General features: G+C 67.2%; 22 protein-coding genes. 16 read left to right on the top strand and 6 right to left on the bottom strand.

The features are described from left to right. Positions 1 to 829: M20/M25/M40 family metallo-hydrolase (locus DPV74_RS26150; protein WP_119338235.1), on the bottom strand; the 829-nt coding region annotated here is incomplete at its 3' end. Between the two features lie 166 nt (positions 830 to 995). Here DPV74_RS26150 and DPV74_RS26145 point away from each other — a divergent pair. The 4 genes from DPV74_RS26145 (at position 996) to DPV74_RS26130 (ending at position 4,720) form a co-directional block, all read left to right on the top strand. Further along, positions 996 to 1,949: a LysR family transcriptional regulator gene (locus tag DPV74_RS26145; protein WP_060172132.1), complete on the top strand. Its 954-nt coding sequence runs from the start codon at positions 996 to 998 to the stop codon at positions 1,947 to 1,949. Positions 1,950 to 2,013: 64 nt separating this feature from the next. Continuing rightward, on the top strand, positions 2,014 to 3,141 hold the full coding sequence (mnmH, locus tag DPV74_RS26140; protein ID WP_119338234.1) for a tRNA 2-selenouridine(34) synthase MnmH: 1,128 nt from the start codon (positions 2,014 to 2,016) through the stop codon (positions 3,139 to 3,141). Continuing rightward, positions 3,138 to 4,196, top strand: a complete 1,059-nt coding sequence (locus tag DPV74_RS26135) for a permease (protein ID WP_059700154.1) — start codon at positions 3,138 to 3,140, stop codon at positions 4,194 to 4,196. Before mnmH ends, DPV74_RS26135 begins: the two co-directional genes overlap by 4 nt. Before the next feature lie 101 nt (positions 4,197 to 4,297). Next, complete coding sequence (locus DPV74_RS26130; protein WP_027787483.1) at positions 4,298 to 4,720, top strand: hypothetical protein; 423 nt, start codon at positions 4,298 to 4,300, stop codon at positions 4,718 to 4,720. Between the two features lie 37 nt (positions 4,721 to 4,757). On the opposite strand, the gene DPV74_RS26125 is transcribed toward DPV74_RS26130, so the two are convergent. After that, entirely contained in the window at positions 4,758 to 5,591 is an 834-nt protein-coding gene (locus DPV74_RS26125) for an ABC transporter permease (RefSeq protein ID WP_027787482.1), read from the bottom strand. 6 nt (positions 5,592 to 5,597) lie between these two features. Beyond that, positions 5,598 to 6,512 carry a nodulation factor ABC transporter ATP-binding protein NodI gene (gene nodI, locus DPV74_RS26120; RefSeq protein WP_021157008.1) on the bottom strand — a complete coding sequence of 305 codons (915 nt, stop codon included), beginning with the start codon at positions 6,510 to 6,512 and terminating at the stop codon, positions 5,598 to 5,600. A 337-nt stretch (positions 6,513 to 6,849) separates the two neighbouring features. On the opposite strand from nodI, the gene DPV74_RS26115 reads away from it, so the two are divergent. After that, on the top strand, positions 6,850 to 7,347 hold the full coding sequence (locus tag DPV74_RS26115) for a universal stress protein (protein WP_021157010.1): 498 nt from the start codon (positions 6,850 to 6,852) through the stop codon (positions 7,345 to 7,347). A gap of 109 nt (positions 7,348 to 7,456) precedes the next feature. Here the strand turns inward: DPV74_RS26115 and DPV74_RS26110 are convergent, their stop codons facing one another. From DPV74_RS26110 to lexA, 3 genes are read right to left on the bottom strand one after another with little or no spacing between them, the layout of a single operon-like run. Continuing rightward, the gene (locus DPV74_RS26110; protein ID WP_119338233.1) at positions 7,457 to 8,170 is read right to left on the bottom strand and encodes a DUF2939 domain-containing protein; all 714 of its coding nucleotides are present in this window, start codon (positions 8,168 to 8,170) and stop codon (positions 7,457 to 7,459) included. A 29-nt stretch (positions 8,171 to 8,199) separates the two neighbouring features. Then, positions 8,200 to 8,535 carry a hypothetical protein gene (locus DPV74_RS26105; RefSeq protein ID WP_006476078.1) on the bottom strand — a complete coding sequence of 112 codons (336 nt, stop codon included), beginning with the start codon at positions 8,533 to 8,535 and terminating at the stop codon, positions 8,200 to 8,202. A 26-nt stretch (positions 8,536 to 8,561) separates the two neighbouring features. Next, positions 8,562 to 9,209, bottom strand: a complete 648-nt coding sequence (gene lexA, locus DPV74_RS26100; RefSeq protein ID WP_006754655.1) for a transcriptional repressor LexA — start codon at positions 9,207 to 9,209, stop codon at positions 8,562 to 8,564. Between the two features lie 264 nt (positions 9,210 to 9,473). Here lexA and DPV74_RS26095 point away from each other — a divergent pair, with 264 nt between their 5' ends. The 11 genes from DPV74_RS26095 to DPV74_RS26045 all read left to right on the top strand — a co-directional run. After that, complete coding sequence (locus DPV74_RS26095) at positions 9,474 to 10,511, top strand: sulfate ABC transporter substrate-binding protein (RefSeq protein WP_011351893.1); 1,038 nt, start codon at positions 9,474 to 9,476, stop codon at positions 10,509 to 10,511. Between the two features lie 121 nt (positions 10,512 to 10,632). Next, entirely contained in the window at positions 10,633 to 11,526 is an 894-nt protein-coding gene (gene cysT, locus DPV74_RS26090) for a sulfate ABC transporter permease subunit CysT (RefSeq protein WP_027787480.1), read from the top strand. Further along, a complete protein-coding gene (gene cysW, locus DPV74_RS26085) occupies positions 11,523 to 12,470 on the top strand; it encodes a sulfate ABC transporter permease subunit CysW (RefSeq protein ID WP_119338232.1) in 948 nt (315 codons plus the stop codon). The genes cysT and cysW overlap by 4 nt, the downstream gene beginning before the upstream one ends. 13 nt (positions 12,471 to 12,483) lie before the next feature. Next, on the top strand, positions 12,484 to 13,542 hold the full coding sequence (locus DPV74_RS26080; RefSeq protein ID WP_027787478.1) for a sulfate/molybdate ABC transporter ATP-binding protein: 1,059 nt from the start codon (positions 12,484 to 12,486) through the stop codon (positions 13,540 to 13,542). Positions 13,543 to 13,617: 75 nt separating this feature from the next. After that, positions 13,618 to 14,544 carry a CysB family HTH-type transcriptional regulator gene (locus DPV74_RS26075; protein WP_006484201.1) on the top strand — a complete coding sequence of 309 codons (927 nt, stop codon included), beginning with the start codon at positions 13,618 to 13,620 and terminating at the stop codon, positions 14,542 to 14,544. Positions 14,545 to 14,977: 433 nt separating this feature from the next. Continuing rightward, positions 14,978 to 15,364 carry a DUF805 domain-containing protein gene (locus DPV74_RS26070; protein ID WP_049098223.1) on the top strand — a complete coding sequence of 129 codons (387 nt, stop codon included), beginning with the start codon at positions 14,978 to 14,980 and terminating at the stop codon, positions 15,362 to 15,364. Between the two features lie 277 nt (positions 15,365 to 15,641). Next, entirely contained in the window at positions 15,642 to 16,592 is a 951-nt protein-coding gene (locus tag DPV74_RS26065) for a sugar ABC transporter substrate-binding protein (RefSeq protein WP_027787477.1), read from the top strand. Positions 16,593 to 16,737: 145 nt separating this feature from the next. Further along, positions 16,738 to 18,351, top strand: a complete 1,614-nt coding sequence (locus DPV74_RS26060) for a sugar ABC transporter ATP-binding protein (protein WP_060084833.1) — start codon at positions 16,738 to 16,740, stop codon at positions 18,349 to 18,351. Continuing rightward, positions 18,348 to 19,367 (top strand): ABC transporter permease, encoded by a 1,020-nt coding sequence (locus tag DPV74_RS26055; protein ID WP_027787475.1) that lies wholly within the window; start codon positions 18,348 to 18,350, stop codon positions 19,365 to 19,367. Before DPV74_RS26060 ends, DPV74_RS26055 begins: the two co-directional genes overlap by 4 nt. A 35-nt stretch (positions 19,368 to 19,402) precedes the next feature. After that, positions 19,403 to 20,434, top strand: a complete 1,032-nt coding sequence (locus DPV74_RS26050; protein ID WP_027787474.1) for a LacI family DNA-binding transcriptional regulator — start codon at positions 19,403 to 19,405, stop codon at positions 20,432 to 20,434. After that, on the top strand, positions 20,431 to 21,090 hold a 660-nt coding region (locus DPV74_RS26045; RefSeq protein ID WP_119338231.1), incomplete at its 3' end, for a PfkB family carbohydrate kinase. The genes DPV74_RS26050 and DPV74_RS26045, both read left to right, overlap by 4 nt.

The raw sequence follows: 21,090 nt of genomic DNA, 5'->3' as shown, positions 1-21,090 counted from the left end.
CGCCGCCGACGCAGAGATCGGCGAGCGCCTCGCGCACGGCGGCCGGGATCGGCGGCGGACGCAGCCCCGCGACGCGAATCGCGCCGCGCGCGTCGACGAGGCTCGCGAGTGCGTGCGCGAGCACGATCGCCGGATTGCGCAGCAGCCCGCCCCAGTTGCCGGAGTGATGCGCGCCGTCACGGGCGCGCAGGCTCAGCTTGAAATTGACCGAGCCGCGCGAGCCGAGGAACACCGTGGGGCGCGCGGCCGCGATGCGCGGGCCGTCGGACGCGATCAGCACGTCGGCCGCGAGCGCATCGCGCTCCTGACGGCACAGTGCGTCGAGGCCCGGCGAACCCGTTTCCTCGCCCATCTCGATCAGCAGCTTCGCGTTGAAGCCCATCCGGCCGCCGCGCGCATCGAGCACGCTCGCCAGCGCGGCCAGGTTGATGGTGTGCTGGCCCTTGTTGTCGGCGCTGCCGCGGCCGTACCAGCGGTCGCCGTCGGCCGTCAGCGTCCACGGCGACAGCGGTGCGCGCCACTGCGCGTCGTAGCCGCGCACGACGTCGCCGTGGCCGTAGATCAGCACGGTCGGCAGTGCATCGTCTTCGTGGCGCGATGCGAGCAGGAACGGGCCGCCGCCGTCGACGGGGTTGTCGACGATCCGCGACGTGAAGCCGAGGCGCGCGGCCTCGGGTGCGATCTCGTCGGTCAGGTAGGCGCGCAGCGCGGCACCGTTGCCGCTCTCCTGGCTTTCGGTTCGCAAGCCGACACGGCGGCTCAGGGTCGTGAAGAACGCACCGGATTCGAACTGGTTCAGCGCGTGCTGGATGGCGGCGGTACGGCTCAAGTCGTGTCTCCTGTGTCGGGTTCGCTGCACGCCGCGGATCGTGCGTGCAGCGTGAAGTGCGATCGATTCTAGAAAGCCGTTTTTTTTGTCACAATGATCGAATTTCGAACCTTTCTTTGCCGAAAAGGCAAAGCAACGCGGCCGGCAGCCGGGTGGAGACAGAACGATGGCGGCTTTCCTGCATGGCCTGGCGTTGCGGTATTTCGTCGAGGTGGCGCGCACCGGTTCGATCAGCGACGCGTCCGCGCGGCTGCACGTGGCCGTCTCGGCGATCAGCCGCCAGATCGCGAAACTCGAGAGCGAGCTTGGGGCACCGCTGTTCGAGCGCCGGCCGCGCGGGATGGCGCTGTCGGAGGCCGGCGAGCGGCTTCTGGCATTCGCGCAGCGCAGCCTGCTGGAGGCCGAGCACGTGATGAAGGACATCGGCGGGCTCGACGCGCTGCACGGCAGCCTGCTGAAGATCGCCTGCTCGGAAGGGTTCGCGATCGATTTCCTGCCCGGCACGCTCGCACGCTTCAAGGCGCGCCATCCGGGCGTCGATTTCTCGGTGTGGGTCGTGTCGCCGGCGGACGCGACGCGGCGCGTGCGCGACGGCGACGTGGACATCGCGTTGAGCTTCAGCCTCGCGCCGGAGAAGGGCGTGCGCGTCGAGCATACCGAGCGCGCGCCGATCTTCGCGCTGGTGCGGCGCGACCATCCGCTCGCGACGCGTGAAGCGGTGTCGCTCGCCGATGTCGCGCGTCACCCGCACGTGCTGCCCGAGGCCGGCACCACGGTGCGCCAGTTGATCGACATCGCATGCGCGCTCGACGGGCTGCTGCTCGAGCCTGAACTGACGAGCAACAACACGGCGGCGATGTACGGTTATGCGCGGCGCACGGGCGCGGTGATGTTCACGGGGCTGCTGTCGGTGCGCGACCGCTGCGCCGCGGACGGCTTCGTCGTCGTGCCCGTGACGAACCCGCAGTTGCGCGAGCGCAGCATCCAGGTACAGACGATGGCGGGGCGCGATCTGCCCGCGTCGGTTCGCGCGTTCCGCGACCATCTGATCGACGCGATGCAGGCCGCATCGCCGCCGCCGGCCGCCGCGCGCGGCCCGAGACGCCGGCCCGTGAGATAATCGCCAATCCGCCTTCCGTGCCCATGCGGCTCATCGAGCCGCATCGCCCCTGTTCGACGCCAAATTGAAGAACCTGATTGTCACCCTCGATCGCGCCGGCGAGTTCGACGAGATCATCGACGTGCGCACGCCGCTCGAGTTCGCCGAGGATCATATCCCCGGCGCGCTGAACGCGCCCGTGCTCAGCAACGAGGAGCGCGTGCTCGTCGGCACGATGTACCGGCAGGTGTCGCCGTACGAGGCGACGCGCGTCGGCGCGGCGATGGTGGCACGCAATATCGCGCGTCATCTCGACACGACGTTCGCCGACCGGCCGCGCAACTGGCGGCCGCTGATCTACTGCTGGCGCGGCGGCAAGCGCTCGGGCTCGATGACGACCTGGTTCAACCTGATCGGCTGGAAGGCGCGCCAGCTCGACGGCGGCTACAAGTCATACCGCCAGTCGGTGTGCGCGACGCTCGACTCGCTGCCGACGCGCTTTCGCTACATCGCGCTCGTCGGCCATACGGGCTGCGGCAAGACGCGCCTGCTGAACGCGCTGCGCGACGCGGGCGCGCAGACGCTCGATCTCGAGGCGCTCGCGTGCCATCGCGGTTCGCTGCTCGGCGCGCTGCCGGGCAAGCCGCAGCCGGCGCAGAAGGGGTTCGATTCGGGGCTCGTTGAAACACTTGGGCGTTTCGACCCCGAATGGCCGGTATTTGTCGAGTCGGAAAGCCGCAGGATCGGGCTCGTGCAGTTGCCGATCGCGTTGATCGAAGCGTTTCACGCAGGGCCGTGGGTGCATGTCGACGCGGCGCATGACGAGCGCATCGCGTTCCTCCTCGACGATTACGCGCACCTGTTCGACGAACCGGACGCGTTCAAGGCACAGCTGCACCGGCTGATCGGCCTGCACAGCCGCGAACAGGTGACGCACTGGAAGGCGCTGATCGATGCCGGCGCGCGTGCCGAACTGTTCACCGAACTGATCGACAAGCATTACGATCCCGCCTATGCGCGCACTTATCGCGCGACGTACAACAAGCCGAACCGGGCGCTGACGTTCACCTTCCGGCCCAACGCGGCCGATGTGTGCGACCAGGCGCGCACGCTGCTGGCGCAACTCGCGCAGGCCGGGCTGCCCGCGTCGGTCGCGCTTGCGGCAGGCGTGAAGCCCGCCACCGACAAAAACCAATCGACGATCACACGATGACGACCACACGCACCCAACCCAATCCGGCACTCGGCTGGATGACCTTCCTGCTGATCGCGGTCGCGGGGCTGTTCTATGTGAAATGGTTCCCGTACTACAACAAGGCGTTCGTTGCCGCCGAGCATCATTCGATCGGACAGTCGATCCTGATGGGCACGTCGGCGGCCGCGCCCGAGCCGTCGCTGAAGGCCGCGCTCGACTACGCATGGGCGTACGGCAAGGCGATCTGGCAGGCGATGGTGCTCGGCTTGCTGCTCGGTTCGGCCGTACAGGCGCTGCTGCCCGCGCACTGGGTCGCGCGCGTGCTCGGCCGCACCGGCTTCGGCAGCGTTGCCGCGGGCGGCCTGCTGTCGCTGCCCGGCATGATGTGCACGTGCTGCGCGGCGCCGGTCGTCGCGGGGCTGCGTGCACGCCATGCCTCGCCGGGCGGCGCGGTCGCGTTCTGGCTCGGCAACACGGTGCTGAACCCGGCGGCGCTGGTTTTCATGGGCTTCGTGCTCGGCTGGCACTGGAGTGCGCTGCGCCTCGTGCTGGGCGTCGCGATGGTATTCGGGATCGGCTATCTGCTGAACCGGATCGCGCGCCCTGAAGACGCCCGCATCGACGATGCGCAGCTCGCCGCGCTGGCGGCCGAGCAGGCCGCGGCCGGCAATCCGTTCGTCCGCTGGATGAAGCTGCTCGCGCGCATGGCCGTGCGGCTCGTGCCCGAATACATCGTGCTCGTGCTGCTGCTCGGCGCCGCGCGCGCATGGCTGTTTCCGCATATCGGCCCGGACATCGGCAATCATCTCGGCTGGATCGTCGCCTTCGCGGTCGCGGGCATGCTGTTCGTGATCCCGACGGCGGGCGAGGTGCCGATCATCCAGGCGATGCTGTCGCTCGGCATGGGCGTCGGCCCGGCCGCCGCGCTGCTGATGACGCTGCCGCCGATCAGCGTGCCGTCGCTCGCGATGCTCGCGCGTTCGTTCAAGCCTTACATGCTGGCCATTGTCGCGATCCTCGTCGTCGTGTTCGGGATTGCGAGCGGCCTGCTCGCGGTCGCGCTCGGGTTCTGACGCGCGCAAGCGGTGCGCCGGCCGGGCGCAATCGTCGTATTCATCCGGCGCCGCCGTTTCACGCGTGCGGCGCCATTTACAAGAAGCAAACAGGAAAACGCATGACCCAACCGAAGATTCATCCTCGACTCGAAAAGGCGCTGACGCGCGGCGATCTCGCGATCCGCCAGGCCAATTCCGCGCGGGCGACTGCCGTGCTGAACGCACTCGGCACGATGATCATCGAGGCCTCCGCAACGATCGGCGTCGAGGCCAGCATCGACATTCCGCAAGGCGACCGCATTTACGATCCGGTCAACGGCCTGTGGCCGCAGAAGATGCTGGTGTCGTTCGACGGCCCGGTGGACGAGGCCGACAAGGAAGAGCTGCGCTCGGTTTATCTGGTCGCCGACGATCCGGGCACGCAGTTCCGCGTCGAATGGCATCGCGCGGACGGCAAGCTCGGCCGCCAGGAAGGTGGCCCGCTCGCGACCGTCGCGTTCCTGACCGACGTCGAGATCCCGTGGAGCGACGACGACGAGTAACGTCGTCGCATGAAGCCGGCGCCCGGTGCGCCGGCCGTCAGCGCATCATCCGCCGCCGGAACAGCCAGGCGGACAGCAGGAACCCGCCGATCGCGTAGCCGGCGAGCACCGCGACATGCAGCGCGACGTCGGTCGCCGGCCGGCCGAGCATCGCGGGCCGGATCAGCTCGACGGCGTTCGCGAGCGGCAGTGCCTGCGCCGCGTGCCGCGCGATCGGCGGCAGCTGCGTGGTCGGGAAGAACACGCCCGACAGCAGCAGCATCGGCGTCAGCACGAGCGTCTGATAAAACATGAAGAAATCATAGGACGGTGCGAGCGCCGTGACGATCATCGCGACGCTTGCGAACGCGAGGCCCGCGAGCGCGATCACGGGCAGCGCCGCGAGCATCGACGGAAACTGCGCATAGCCGAGCGCCCCCGCGACGAGCATGATCGCGGCCCCCGACAGCATCGCCTTGCTGGCCCCCCAGACGATCTCGCCGAGCACGATGTCGCCGAGCGCAAGCGGCGTATGCATGATCGCTTCCCATGTGCGCTGCACGTGCATCCTCGAGAAACCCGAATACATCGACTCGAAGCTCGCGGACATCATCACGCTCGAGCCGACCGTACCGGCCGCGAGGAACGCGATATACGACACGCCATCGACGTGGCCGAGCATCAGGCCGAGCCCGAACCCCAGACCGAACAGATAGATCATCGGATCGGCAAGATTGCCGAACATCGACGCGAGCGCGAGCTTGCGCCAGACGAGATAGTTGCGCCGCCAGACGGCGATCCAGTTGGTTGCGTTCGCGGGCATCGCGATCGCGAAGCGTGACACGCGTGGCGGTGCCGACGGGGCGGTGGCGGAATAGTTGCGCACGTCCATGATCGATCAGTCCTGCATTTCGCGGCCCGTGAGCCGCAGGAACACATCTTCCAGATTGGCCGGGCGATGCAGATAGCGCAACCCCGTGCGACCCTTGAGTCGCGCACTGAGCGGTTCCGGGTCGCTCACGTAGCAGAACAGCGTCTCGCCGCTGATCTCGGTGTGCTTCGCGAACGCCGCCAGCTCGTCGCGCAGCGTGGCCGGATCGGGCCCGTAGATCTCAATCACGTCGCAGCCGATCTCCGATTCGATCAGCGCGTGCGGCGCTCCTTCGGCGATCTTGCGGCCTTCCTCGATCACACACAGCCGGTCGCACAGGCGCTCGGCTTCTTCCATGAAGTGCGTGGTGATCAGGATCGTCTTGCCTCGAGCGAGCAGCGAGCGCAGGCGTTCCCACATGAGGTGGCGCGCCTGCGGGTCGAGGCCCGTCGTCGGCTCGTCGAGCACCAGCACATCGGGATCGTTGACGAGCGCACGGGCGAGCGTGAGTCGGCGCTTCATGCCGCCCGACAGCTCGCCGACCTTCGCATCGGCCTTGTTCTCGAGCTTCGCGAATTCGAGCAGGGGTTTCACGAGCGCGTGCGCAGCCTGCGCCGACATGCCGAAATAGCGGCTGAAGACGAGCAGGTTCTCGCGCACGGTGAAGTCGGGGTCGAGATTGTCGAACTGCGGGACGACCCCGACACGCTGGCGCGCATGCCGCGCACGCGATGGAACCGGTTCGCCGCAGAGCGAAATGGTGCCTGCATCGGGGTGCGTGAGGCCGAGCAGCATTTTCAGCGTGGTGGTCTTGCCTGCGCCGTTGGGGCCGAGCAGGCCGTAGCATTCGCCGGCCTGCACGGTGAACGACAGGCCGTTGACGACAAGCTTGTCGCCATAGCGCTTTTCGACGTTCCGGAAATCGATCGGTGCAACGAGCATGGGTGTGTTGTCGTTGTATGCGGGCGCGGCAGTGTTCCGCTGCCGGATGCATGGCCGGTTGGCGAACCGATCGGACGATTGCCTGTCACACGGGCATGACCGAAGCGCACGACGCCGGCGCCTGGTGGCCCGCTGGAGTACGAACGGGCCATTCTAGTGCATCGGCTGCGTCTCTTCAGGGCATGCCTGCGCGGTGCGATGCATGCGCGCACCGATCGTGCACCGCATCATCGCGCACGCGCCGAGCGGGGCGAATCAGCGTTTTCCATCCCTTGCGTCCTGAATTGCGGCGCACCATGATGAATGCGTAGGCTCGTTGTTGCGATAGGGAGGTTTCATGGCTAGCTACAACAAGATTCTGCTGTGTTACGACGGCACGCTCGAAGGGCGCAAGGCACTGCGCTGCGGCGCCAATCTCGCGATGGACCTGAAGGCCGAAACGCATTTGCTGTCGGTCGTCGACATGCGCTCGAGCATTGCACAGAGCGCGGGTTTGCTGACCGACGTCGCGTGCGGCCGGTTCGAGGAAACCGCGCGTGAAATCCTGCAGGAAGGGGTGAACTGGCTGCGCGAGCGCGGCGTGCAGGCCGAAGGCCATTTCGCATTCGGCTATCCGATCGACGAAATCGCGAATCTCGCGACCGAACTGAACGCCGATCTCGTCGTCGTCGGCCACCGGTGCCGCAGCGGGCTGTCGAGATGGTGGATGGGCTCGGGCAACACACAACTGCTCGATCGCGTGAACTGCAGCATTCTGGTCGCGTGTTCGTCGGCGCAAGAGCAGAAGGCTGAAATCGCACGCGAGCGTGAAGCGGCCACGGCGAACGGCAAATGATCCAATGATTCGATGACTGCCTGACTGGCGAACCGTGCCGGTCGGGCAGTCACGCCGCCTCAGTGGCTCGGGCGACGACCCCGAGCCAGTCAAGTCCTGTCGGGCCCTGTCAAGCGTGCAGGTCGATTGCGGACAACTTCCACGAGAACAGGCCGAAGCGGTGGAATATCGCCGCATAGCGCGTGCCGTCGGCACTGCGCTGGTAGGTCACGACGAATTCATCGATATTCCGGTAGCCGGCGCTGGTTTGCTGCTGATGCGGCGAATGCGTTGCATCGACCGGGCTGGCCGGCGCGGCAGCAGCAGGGGGCGGCGATGATGCGGCTGCCGCGTTGCTGCCCGGAGCGGCTGCGCTTGCCGAAGCCTGATTGGGCGTTGGTGCGGCCGGCGTGTTGCCCGATGCATCGCTGCCTGGTGGCAGATTCGACAAGTCAGGTGGACGCTCTCCCGGATTGCCACGCGGAGGCAATCCGCTCATCAGCGCGGCCACGCCCTCCGGGGTCGCGTATGCATCGACCAGCGGGCCGATCAATGCCGACCCGATCAGTGCACCGAGCACCGCGAACGGATTGCTCTTCTTCACCGCGTCGATCCGGCGCATCAGCTCTTCCGTGACCTGCTGCTTCAGGCTGATGCGCAGCGATGGAAAATCGACGTATTCACTGATGGCCTGCGCATCGCGCGCATCGATCGCCGTTTTCAGGCGGCCGAGCGCGACGTACGGCGACGCGTAGGCATAGCCGATCGCCGCAACGGCGGCGATGGCCAGCACGATGATCAGCAGGGGTTTGAGCCGCCATGCGCGGCCCGAAGATCCGGTCACGTTGCCTCCGGTGCGGGGATGTTCCGCAATCAGAGACCGCCAGGCGTGGCCGATCGTTCCTCTGCAATGCAGCGATCGATCATCCGGCACACGGCATCGATCGTGCCGACCATGATCAGGCGTGAACGACCGTGATAGACGCGCACCGGCGCGCGACGCGCGGGTTCCGCGTGATTCAGGCCGGCGTTCAGCGATACCCGCGCGAAAGCGGGGAGCGCCGACGGCAGCAGGGACGCCTGCCGTTCGACTGCGACTTCTTCTTGCACAGGCGCCGCCGCGGACAGCGGTGCGCAGGGCGTGCGGCCGCGCAGGTGACGCAGGCGACCGAATTGACGGAAAGGCAGCAGGCGGGCAAGGCGTTCCATGATGTTCTCCTCAGCGAGACGGAATGTCAGAGTTCGCCCGAGCGGATCAGCCCGACGGCGATGCCTTCCAGCGCGAATTCCGCGCTGCCGGCCTTGACGAAGATGTTTTCGTAATCCGGGTTCTCCGCGATCAGCTCGAGACCGCCCGGCCGGCGCATCAGGCGCTTGACCGTGACGTCGTCGCCGAGACGCGCGACGATGATCTGGCCGTCCTTCGCTTCCGTGCGCTTCTGCACGGCGAGCAGGTCGCCATCGAGGATGCCGGCGTCGCGCATCGACAGGCCGCGCACTTTCAACAGGTAGTCGGGCTTGCTGGTGAACAGCGCGGGATCGCACGCGTAATGCTGCGAGATGTGCTCCTGCGCGAGGATCGGGCTACCGGCTGCCACACGGCCGACGAGCGGCAGCGACAGCTGCATCAGGCCGGCGTGCGGGAGCGTGAACTGGTGCGGGGCATCGTCGATGCCGAGCAGGCGGATGCCGCGCGACGCGCCGGCGGCCAGCTCGATCACACCCTTGCGCGCCAGCGCGCGCAGGTGCTCTTCGGCCGCATTCGGCGAGCTGAAGCCCAGTTCGGCCGCGATCTCGGCACGGGTGGGCGGGAATCCGGAGCGCTCGATCGCGCGACGGATCAAGTCGAACACTTGCTGCTGACGGGCGGTGAGTTTGGTCATGGCTCAACTGTATGGATAGACAGTGAGCTGTATTTTTATACAGTAGTTCGCGAATTTCAAGTGTTACGTGAGGTTCGACGCGATCACGCCGGTTCCGACGTGATTTTGCGACGTCCGGACGCCGGTTCATCTGCCGCAACCGTCCATCCCGTCTGCGTTAGCACTTTTGAGTATTAAAAAATGAGGAACGATTATTTTTAATCATGTAACCCGTTCGCTAGACTGGCCCGACATCGCAATACCGACAACACTGGAGAACCAAGGATGGGCAAGCGCAATACGGGGCTGGTGGGCGGAGTGGGCCGCCTGATCGCAACACTCGCGCTGGGCGCGGCGGCGGCGCTGGGCGTCGCGACGCACGCCCAGGCCGATACGACCTTCCTGAACGTGTCGTACGACCCGACGCGCGAGCTGTATCAGGACTTCAACCAGGCGTTCGGCAAGGAGTGGAAGGCGAAGACGGGCGAGACCGTCAACTTCAAGCAGTCGCACGGCGGTTCGGGCGCGCAGGCGCGCTCGGTGCTCGACGGCCTGCAGGCCGACGTCGTCACGCTGGCATTGGCGTACGACATCGACGCGCTCGCGAACAAGGGCCTCGTCAACAAGGATTGGCAGAAGCGCCTGCCCGACAACGCGTCGCCGTATACGTCGACGATCGTGTTCCTGGTGCGCAAGGGCAACCCGAAGGGGATCAAGGACTGGGACGACCTGACCAAGCCGGGCATCTCGATCGTCACGCCGAACCCGAAGACGTCGGGCGGCGCACGCTGGAACTACCTGGCCGCATGGGCGTACGCGGTGCACAAGCCGGGCGGCAACGAGCAGACGGCGAAGGAATTCGTCACGAAGCTCTACAAGAACGCGGGCGTGCTCGATTCGGGCGCACGCGGCGCGACCACGAGCTTCGTGCAGCGCGGGATCGGCGACGTGCTGATCGCATGGGAAAACGAGGCGTTCCTGTCGGTCAAGGAATTCGGTACCGACAAGTTCGAGATCGTCGTGCCGTCGGTGAGCATCCTGGCCGAGCCGCCCGTCGCGGTGGTCGACAAGGTCGTCGACAAGAAGGGCACGCGCAAGCTGGCCGATGCGTACCTGAACTTCCTGTACAGCCCGCAGGGCCAGGAGATCGCGGCACGCAACTACTACCGGCCGCGTTCGAAGAACGTGCCGGCGGAGCTGACCAAGCAGTTCCCGAAGCTGAAGCTGTACACGGTCGACGATACCTTCGGCGGCTGGACGAATGCGCAGAAGACGCATTTCGCGGATGGCGGCGTGTTCGATTCGATCTACAAGCCGCAGTAACACCATAACGACAGCGGCGCGCCACGACAGCGCGCCGCACCCTCGGCGGGCCGCCGGCGCAAAGCATCGCGCCGGCGTTTGCGTCGACCCATGAGCAGCATCGACCCAGCAAGAGCATCCGATGACGACGTACACCTTTCGCAAGCCGAGCGCGCTGCCCGGTTTCGGCGTGACGCTAGGCATCACGGTGGCCTATTTGAGCCTCGTGGTGCTGATACCGCTCGCCGCCACGTTCCTGAAGACCGCGACGCTGTCGTGGGACCAGTTCGTCACCGCCGTCGCGTCGCCGCGCGTGCTCGCGTCGTACCGGCTGACGTTCACGTCCGCACTCGGCGGCGCGCTGATCAACGCCGTGTTCGGCTTCCTCGTCGCGTGGGTGCTCGTGCGCTACACGTTCCCGTTCAAGCGCCTCGTCGATGCGATCGTCGACCTGCCGTTCGCGCTGCCGACGTCGGTTGCCGGCATCTCGCTCGCGGCCGTCTATGCGACCAACGGCTGGGTCGGCCAGTATCTCGCGCCGCTCGGCATCAAGATCGCGTTCACGCCGGCCGGCGTGCTGGTCGCGCTGACCTTCATCGGGCTGCCGTTCGTCGTGCGCACCGTGCAGCCGGTACTCGAGGATTTCGAGCGCGAGCAGGAAGAGGCGGCCGCGTGCCTGGGCGCGTCGCGCTGGCTGACGTTCCGCCGCGTCGTGCTGCCGGCCGTGCTGCCTGCGCTCCTCACCGGGTTCGCGCTCGCGTTCGCGCGTGCGCTCGGCGAATACGGCTCGGTGATCTTCATCGCCGGCAACGTGCCGATGAAATCCGAGATCACGTCGCTGCTCATCATCACGAAGCTCGAGCAGTACGACTACGCGGGCGCGACCGCGCTGGCGGTCGTGATGCTCGTCGTGTCGTTCCTGATGCTGCTGCTGATCAACACGCTGCAGTGGTATCTGCAGCGCCGCACGAGCAAGGGTGCGAGCGGTCCCGCGCCTGCTACCGTCACCGCCGCCGCAGCAGGAGGCCAGCAATGAGCCAGGAGGCCACCGTCGTGCTGAAAACCCCGTCTTCGGCCGAGCAAGGGCGCGCCGCGAAGCGGCTCGACCCCGTCAGCGAGTCGCGCGTCGTGCGCTGGCTGCTCACGGGCATCGCGCTGGCGTTCCTTGCGTTCTTCCTCGTCGTACCGCTCGCCGCGGTGTTCGTCGAGGCGCTGAGAAAAGGTGTCGGCTTCTATCTCGAATCGCTGGCCGATCCCGACGCGTGGTCGGCGATCAAGCTGACGCTGACCGTCGCCGTGATCGCCGTACCGCTGAACCTCGTGTTCGGTGTGTGCGCGTCGTGGGCGATCGCGAAATTCGAATTCCGCGGCAAGGCGCTGCTGACGACGCTGATCGACCTGCCGTTCTCGGTGTCGCCGGTGATCTCGGGTCTCGTGTACGTGCTGCTGTTCGGTGCGCAGGGCTGGCTCGGGCCGTGGCTGCAGGCACACGACGTGCAGATCATCTTCGCGGTGCCGGGCATCGTGCTCGCGACGATCTTCGTCACGTTCCCGTTCGTCGCGCGCGAGCTGATTCCGCTGATGCAGGCGCAAGGCACCGACGAGGAAGAAGCCGCGCGCGTGCTCGGCGCGTCGGGCTGGCAGATCTTCCGCCGCGTGACGCTGCCGAACGTGAAGTGGGGTCTGCTGTACGGCGTGATCCTGTGCAACGCGCGTGCGATGGGCGAGTTCGGCGCGGTGTCGGTCGTATCGGGCCACATCCGCGGCGTGACCGACACGATGCCGCTGCACGTCGAGATCCTGTACAACGAATACAACTTCGCGGCAGCGTTCGCGGTGGCGTCGGTGCTCGCGCTGCTCGCGCTCGTCACGCTCACCCTGAAACTGATCGCCGAGCGTCATCTCGCCGCCGAACTGGCCGGCGCGAGCGACACCGTTCCCGCACACGCCGGCCCCGCCGCCGTTTCGTCGAAATCGTAAAGAGGCAACCAGAATGGGTATCACCGTCCGTAACCTTCAGAAGCGCTTCGGCGATTTCACGGCGCTCGACAACGTGTCGCTCGACTTCCCGCCCGGTGAACTGGTCGCGCTGCTCGGGCCGTCCGGCTGCGGCAAGACCACGCTGCTGCGCGTGATCGCGGGCCTCGAGCACGCGGACGCCGGCCAGGTCGTGCTGCAGGGGCTCGACGTCGCGTCGGTCGGCGCGCGCGATCGGCAGGTCGGGTTCGTGTTCCAGCACTACGCGCTGTTCCGCCACATGACCGTGTTCGAGAACGTCGCGTTCGGGCTGCGCGTGAAGCCGCGCCGCGAGCGGCCGTCGGAAAGCGCGATCCGCGACAAGGTGCACGAGCTGCTGAAGCTCGTGCAGCTCGACTGGCTTGCGCAGCGTTATCCGTCGGAGCTGTCGGGCGGCCAGCGCCAGCGCATCGCGCTCGCCCGCGCGCTCGCGGTCGAGCCGAAGGTGCTGCTGCTCGACGAGCCGTTCGGCGCGCTCGACGCGAAGGTCCGCAAGGAACTGCGCGGCTGGCTGCGTCGTCTGCACGACGACCTGCACATCTCGACGATCTTCGTCACGCACGACCAGGAGGAGGCGCTGGAAGTCGCGGACCGCATCGTCGTGCTGAACCGCGGCCACGTCGAGCAGGTCGGCAGCCCGCAGGACGTCTACGATCATCCGCAGAGCGCGTTCGTCTACGAGTTCCTCGGCGCGGCCAACCGGCTGCCGGGCACGGTCGCCGGGCGCGGCTTCGTGGCCGAGGGCGCGGCTGCGCCGATCGAGGTCGATGCCGATTTCGCGGGCCCTGCGAACGCGTATGTGCGGCCGCACGACCTGCAACTCTGGCCGGCGGGCGAAGGGCACCGTGACGGCATCGCGGTGGACGTGCGCCGTGTGATCCCGCTCGGCGGTTCGGTGCGCGTGGAGCTCGAGGCGCGCGCAGGCGGCGCGCTCGAGGCGGAACTCGATCGCGACGCATGGCGTGCGCTGTCGCTGCAGGTCGGCGACGGTGCGACGGCCGTGCCGCGCGCGGTGCGTGTGTTTCCCGCGCGTTGACGCCAGAATGCAGGGCAGGGGGCGGAGCGCGCTCCGATCAGACAATCAAACAACGACAGCCTAAGAGGCATACCCATGAATTTTCAGCAATTGCGGTTCGTGCGCGAAGCGGTGCGCCAGAACATGAACCTGACGGAAGTCGCGAACGTGCTGTACACGTCGCAGTCCGGCGTGTCCAAGCAGATCAAGGATCTCGAGGATGAACTGGGCGTCGATATCTTCATCCGGCGCGGCAAGCGGCTGACGGGGCTCACGGAGCCCGGCAAGGCCGTGCACCAGCTGATCGAGCGGATGCTGCTCGATGCCGAGAACCTGCGCCGCGTCGCGCGCCAGTTCGCAGACCAGGACAGCGGCCACCTCGTCGTCGCGACGACGCACACGCAGGCGCGCTACGCGCTGCCGAAGGTGATCCGGCAGTTTACCGACGTGTTCCCGAAGGTCCATCTCGCGCTGCGCCAGGGCAGCCCGCAGCAGATCGCGCAGATGATCCTGAACGGCGAGGCCGATCTCGGCATCTCGACCGAAGCGCTCGACCGCTATCCGGACATCGTCACGTTCCCGTGCTATTCGTGGCACCACACGGTCGTCGTGCCGAAGGGCCATCCGCTCGTCGGTCGCGAGAACCTGACGCTCGAGGAAATCGCCGAGTACCCGATCATCACGTACGACCAGGACTTCACGGGCCGCTCGCACATCGACCAGGCATTCACGCAGGCGGGTGCCGTGCCCGACGTCGTGCTGACCGCGATCGACGCCGACGTGATCAAGACCTATGTCGAGCTCGGGATGGGGATCGGCGTCGTCGCGGCGATGGCCTACGATCCGCAGCGCGACACGGGGCTCGTCGCGCTCGATACGCAGCACCTGTTCGAGGCGAGCACGACGCGGGTCGGCCTGCGCAAGGGCGCATTCCTGCGTGCGTATGCGTACCGGCTGATCGAGATGTTCGCGCCGCACCTGAACGAAGCGGAAATCGCGGGGCTGTTGCGCGAAGCCGTTTGACGACAGTACGTCGTGCGCCGTCCGCGCGATCACCGCGGATGGCGCGACGTCCCGTCATGCACCAGGCGGCAGGCGATTTGCCGCCGCCTGGTTGTTCGACCCAGACTCACCGAATCACCGGCCGCAATCGCGGTTTCCTGCCGATTCATCCCCGCACCCGGCGCACGACATGCGCTCGCCTGCCAGCGAGAAATCAAGACGGTACGTTCGAGCGCCTCGCATCGGGCCTTGCCATCCTGCATACCGGCCGCCCCGTTTCTCCTTGTCTGTGATTCAATGCGCGTGAATACCGGCTGACGGGTGTTGCCGCGACTCTCCGGCACCATCCCGACCGGCCGTTCGCATTCGCAACACAACGCACGCGGATTGCCCGTTCGGACACATTCGGCAGCATGGCGCACAGCACGCAACACGCGTGACGACGAGGTAAACAATGAACCTGAAATGGTTTCTCTTTTCCTTCGAAGGCCGGATCGGGCGCCTGCCGTGGTGGATCTACGCACTGGTTTCCGCGTTGCTCAGCGTGTTTTTCGATGCGGATTCGCACCGCTCGCCGGATGACGATCTGCCGCTGCTGGCGATGCTGGTGCTCATCGTGGTCGCCGTCGTCGCGGCGTGGTCGTCGATTGCGGTCGGTGTGAAGCGGCTGCACGACATCGACAAGTCGGGATGGTGGATGCTGTTGGTGTTCGTGCCGATCGTCGGCGCGCTCGCGTTGTTCGTGATGAACGGCTTCATCGCCGGCACGCCGCATGCGAACCGATTCGGCGAGCCGCCGTCAGCCGATGAAGACGAGCCGGCGCCGCGGGATCCGGCGTGACACGCGCTCCGAATAAACCCTTAAATATTGATCAGACAGGTTGCGCGCCGACGCGAATCGGTACAGCATAGCCTTCACTCCGCCGGCTTCCCGCCGGCGGCGGCGCGTAAACAACAGCACGCGTCAGGCAGTCGGCCGTCTGCCTCGCTTCCATTCCGTGGTACCGACAGCAGCATCGATGGCCATTGCCCGGGTAGTGTGGCGCAAACGTTTGCTCACATTAAAACAACAGTCAAACAATAGTCCGGTCCTTGGGGCCGGTCGCCAGGAGATGTGTATGAATGTCCTCTTTCGCCGTCGCTTCCTGACCGCCGCGCTCGCCGCCGTCGCGGTTGCCGCCGCACCGGCCGTCCATGCGCAATCATCGGCCAAGCCGAAGGTCGCGCTCGTGATGAAGTCGCTCGCCAACGAGTTCTTCCTGACGATGGAAACGGGCGCGAAGGAATACCAGAAGCACAACGCGAACCAGTTCGACTTGATCACCAACGGCATCAAGGACGAGACCGACACCGCGAACCAGATCCGCATCGTCGAGCAGATGATCGTGTCGAAGGTCGACGCGATCGTACTCGCGCCGGCCGATTCGAAGGCGCTCGTGCCGGTCGTGAAGAAGGCGGTCGACGCCGGCATCATCGTCGTGAACATCGACAACCGGCTCGATCCCGACGTGCTGAAATCGAAGAACCTGAACGTACCGTTCGTCGGCCCGGACAACCGCAAGGGCGCGCGCAAGATCGGCGATTACCTCGCGAAGCGGCTGAAGGCGGGCGACCAGGTCGGCATCGTCGAGGGCGTGTCGACGACGACCAATGCGCAGCAGCGCACGGCCGGCTTCGAGGATGCGATGAAGGCGGGCGGGATGAAGGTCGTATCGGTGCAGTCCGGTGAATGGGAGATCGACAAGGGCAATGCGGTCGCGGCCGCGATGCTCAACGAATACCCGAACCTGAAGGCGCTGCTGTGCGGCAACGACAACATGGCGATCGGCGCCGTGTCGGCCGTGCGCGCGGCCGGCAAGCAGGGCAAGGTGTTCGTGGTCGGCTACGACAACATCAACGCGATCAAGCCGATGCTGAAGGACGGCCGCGTGCTCGCGACGGCCGATCAGTACGCGGCGAAGCAGGCCGTGTTCGGCATCGACACGGCGCTCAAGGCGATCTCCGAGCATCGCAAGCAGGCCGACATGTCGGGCGTGGTCGAGACGCCGGTGGATCTCGTGACGAAGTGACGCAACCCCGATACGGCCGCCGCCCTCAAGAATCGGGCGCGGCGGCCGTTATCAGGGGTGAGCGCGATCACGGCCACTGCATGCACATGCACTTGTGAGCGTCATACCCGCGCGCCGCGTGCGCGCGGCCGCAATCAGGATCGCGATGGACCCGACTTCCCAACCCTCCCGCGCAGCCGCTCCCGTGCTGTCCGTATCCGGCATCGGCAAGACCTATGCCGAACCCGTGCTCGCCGAGGTCACGCTGACGCTCGACGCGGGCCACGCGCTTGCGTTGACGGGCGAGAACGGCGCCGGCAAGAGCACGCTGTCGAAGATCATCGGCGGGCTCGTCGAGCCGACCGCCGGCACGATGCAGCTGGGCGGCCAGCCCTATGCGCCGGCGAGCCGGACGCAGGCCGAGGCGCTCGGCGTGCGCATGGTGATGCAGGAGCTGAACCTGCTGCCGACCCTGACGGTCGCCGAAAACCTGTTCCTGAACCGCCTGCCGCGGCGCTTCGGGATCATCGACCGCGCGCGGTTGCGCGACGACGCGCGGGCCGCGATGGCACAGGTCGGGCTCGACACGGTCGATCCCGATACGCCGGTGGGCGCGCTCGGCATCGGCCATCAGCAGATGGTCGAGATCGCGCGCAACTTGATCGGCGACTGCCGCGTGCTGATTCTCGACGAACCGACCGCGATGCTGACCGCGCGTGAAGTCGAGCTGCTGTTCGAGCAGATCGACCGGCTGAAGGCACGCGGGGTCGCGATCATCTACATCTCGCACCGGCTCGAGGAGCTCGCGCGTGTCGCCGAGCGGGTCGCGGTACTGCGCGACGGCCGGCTCGTCCATGCGGGCGACATGGCGGCGACGACGTCCGACGGGCTCGTCACGCTGATGGTCGGGCGCGAGATCGGCGAGCACATCGATCTCGGCGAGCGCCGTATCGGCGCACCGCGGCTCGTCGTGTCGGGCCTCGCCCGCGGGACGGCGGTGCGCGACGTGTCGCTCGAGGTGCGCGCGGGCGAGATCTTCGGCATCTCGGGGCTGATCGGCGCGGGACGTACCGAACTGCTGCGGCTGATCTACGGCGCGGATGCGCCGGATGCGGGAACGATCGCGATCGGCCAGCCGCCGAAGCCGGTGCGGATCGGCTCGCCCGTCGAGGCGGTGAAGCACGGCATCGCGCTGATCACCGAGGATCGCAAGGGCGAAGGGTTGCTGCTCACGCAGTCGATCACCGCGAACGTGTCGCTCGGCCAGCTCGACCGGCTGGCGCGCGGCGGCATCGTCGACAGCGCGCGTGAAACGGCGCTCGCCGAGCAGCAGATCGACGCGCTGCGAATCCGCACGCACGGTGCGGCGCAGGCGGTCGGCGAGCTGTCGGGCGGTAATCAGCAGAAGGTCGTGATCGGCCGCTGGCTCGCGCGCGACATGGGCGTGCTGCTGTTCGACGAGCCGACGCGCGGGATCGACGTCGGCGCGAAGTTCGAGATCTACACTTTGATGGGCGCGCTCGCGCGCGAAGGCCGCGCGCTCGTCGTCGTGTCGAGCGACCTGCGTGAGCTGATGCTGATCTGCGACCGGATCGGCGTGATGTCGGCCGGCCGCATGACCGCCGTGTTCGAGCGCGGCAACTGGACCCAGGATGCACTGCTGGCCGCGGCGTTCGCCGGCTTCGGCCGCGAGACGCCGCCGGACGGCGCACGGCATCCGGACGCGGGGCAGGCGCAAGGCGCTGCTCCGGGCACTTCGACGACAGGACGACAGCAATGACCCAGCCTCCCGTATCCCCGACCGACGCAGGCGCGCAGCAGGACGTGACGGGGCGCCGCGCGCGCACGCTGTCCGGCACGCGGCTCGGCCTGTCGAACTATCTCGGGCTCGCCGGCGCGCTTGCCGCGATGATCGTGCTGTTTTCGACGCTGAGCTCGCATTTCCTGACCTACGATACGTTCAGCACGATCGCGAACCAGATTCCCGATCTCGTCGTGATGTCGGTCGGGATGACCTTCGTGCTGATCATCGCCGGGATCGACCTGTCGGTCGGCTCGGTGCTCGCGCTCGCCGCGTCGATGGTCAGCGTCGCCGCGCTGAAATGGCAGTGGGGGCCGCTGCCGGCCGCGCTGATCGGCATCGCGGTCGCGACCGTCACGGGCGCGCTGACGGGCGCGGTCACGGTCGGCTGGCGGATCCCGTCGTTCATCGTGTCGCTCGGCGTGCTGGAGGCCGCACGCGGCCTCGCGTACCAGCTGACGAATTCGCGCACCGCCTATATCGGCGACGCGTTCGATTTCCTGTCGAACCCGATCGCGCTCGGCATCTCGCCGGCGTTCCTGATCGCGGTCGCGGTGATGATCGCGGCCCAGTTCGTGCTGACGCGCACCGTGTTCGGACGCTATCTCGTCGGGATCGGCACGAACGAAGAAGCCGTCCGACTTGCCGGGGTTAACCCGAGGCCGTATAAAATTCTCGTATTCGCGCTGATGGGCGCGCTCGCGGGGCTCGCGTCGCTGTTCCAGATTTCGCGGCTCGAGGCGGCCGACCCGAACGCGGGCGTCGGCCTCGAACTGCAGGTGATCGCGGCCGTCGTGATCGGCGGCACGAGCCTGATGGGCGGGCGCGGCTCGGTGATCAGCACGTTCTTCGGCGTGTTGATCATCTCGGTGCTGGCCGCGGGGCTGGCGCAGATCGGCGCGAACGAGCCGACGAAACGGATCATCACCGGCGCGGTGATCGTGGTGGCGGTCGTGCTCGATACGTATCGCAGCCGGCGCACGCGCGTGCGGTAGAAAGACAGACAGAACAGACCAGAGAGAAACGGGAAATGGCGACGATCAAGGATGTGGCAGCCATGGCGGGCGTGTCGTTTACGACCGTCTCGCACGTGGTGAACAACTCGCGGCCGGTGTCTGCGGATGTGCGTGCGAAGGTCGAGGGCGCAATCCGCGAGCTGAATTACGTGCCGTCGGCCGTGGCACGCTCGCTGAAGGCGCGTGCGACGGCGACCATCGGCCTCGTCGTGCCGAACAGCACGAATCCGTATTTCGCGGAACTTGCGCGCGGCATCGAGGATCAGTGCGCGGCCAATGGCTATTGCGTGTTCTTCTGCAACTCGGACGACGATCCCGTGAAGCAGCGCAACTACCTGCGCGTGCTGCAGGAAAAGCGCATCGACGGGCTGATCGTCGCGTCGGCGGGCGAGGATGCGGTGCTCGCGCAGACGCTTGCGGACATCCATGCGCCGCTCGTCGTCGTCGATCGCAACATCGAGGGGCTCGCGGCCGACCTCGTGCAGATCGACCACGAGCGCGGCGCGTACCTGGCGACGCGCCACCTGCTCGAGCTCGGGCACGCGAAGATCGGCTGCATCACGGGGCCGACCGACACGGCGGTCAGCGCGATGCGCGTGCACGGTTTCATCCGTGCGATGGCCGAGCGCGGTGTCGACATCGTGCCGGGCGCGATCGCGGAAAGCGACTTCTCGTGCCTCGGCGGTTATCACGCGGCGTCGCGGCTGTTCGAATCGGTGCGGCCGAGCGCGATCTTCGCGGGCAACGACCTGATGGGCGTCGGCGCGCTGCGTGCGGCGGCCGAGCGCGGCATGCGCGTGCCGGACGACTGTTCGATCATCGGATTCGACGACATCGAATTTTCCCGCTACACCTATCCGGCGCTGTCGACGGTCGGCCAGTCGGTGCGCGCGCTCGGCGAAATGGCGGCGCAGACCCTGATCGAGCGGATCGGCGGCGGCTCGTCGGCCGTGCCGAGCCGCCGTCGCGTCGTGTCGCCGCGTCTCGTGCTGCGTGAATCGACGGCGATCTACCGCGAGCCGCCGGCTTCCGGCGGTCGCGCATGACGGCGCCCGCAGCGGGCGCCGGCCGCGTAACGGTGGTCGGCAGCCTCAACATGGATCTCGTCGTGCGGGCGCCGCGCCTGCCGCTGCCCGGCGAAACGCTCGCCGGTCATGCGTTCGCGCAGGCGGCGGGCGGCAAGGGCGGCAACCAGGCCGTCGCTGCCGCGCGGCTCGGCGCGCAGGTCGCGATGATCGGCTGCGTCGGCGCGGATGCGCACGGCGCGGCACTGCGTGCGGGTCTCGAAGCCGAGGGGATCGACTGCGCGGGGCTCGCGACGAGCGCGTCGGCGTCGACCGGCGTCGCGCTGATCGTCGTCGACGATGCGAGCCAGAACGCGATCGTGATCGTCGCGGGCGGCAATGGCGAGGTCACGACCGATACGGTCGCGCGGCATGAGGCCGCGCTGGCGTCGGCCGACGTCGTGATCTGCCAGCTCGAGACGCCGCCGGATGCGGTGTTCGCGGCGCTGTCGGCCGGACGTCGGCTCGGCCGCACGGTGGTGCTCAATCCGGCCCCGGCCGTCGCGCCGCTGCCGGACGGCTGGCTGCCGCTCGTCGATTACCTGATCCCGAACGAGGTCGAGGCGGCCGCGTTGACCGCGCTGCCGGTGCGCGACCCGGCGGAGGCGGAAGCCGCCGCCCGCGCGCTGCAGGCTGGC

The organism is Burkholderia sp. HAN2018 (assembly GCF_024704855.1).
In the GTDB taxonomy this organism is placed as follows: Bacteria; Pseudomonadota; Gammaproteobacteria; order Burkholderiales; family Burkholderiaceae; genus Burkholderia; species Burkholderia cepacia.
Note: the sequence above shows the minus strand (reverse complement) of the source record. Positions and strands in the feature narration are given on the sequence as shown.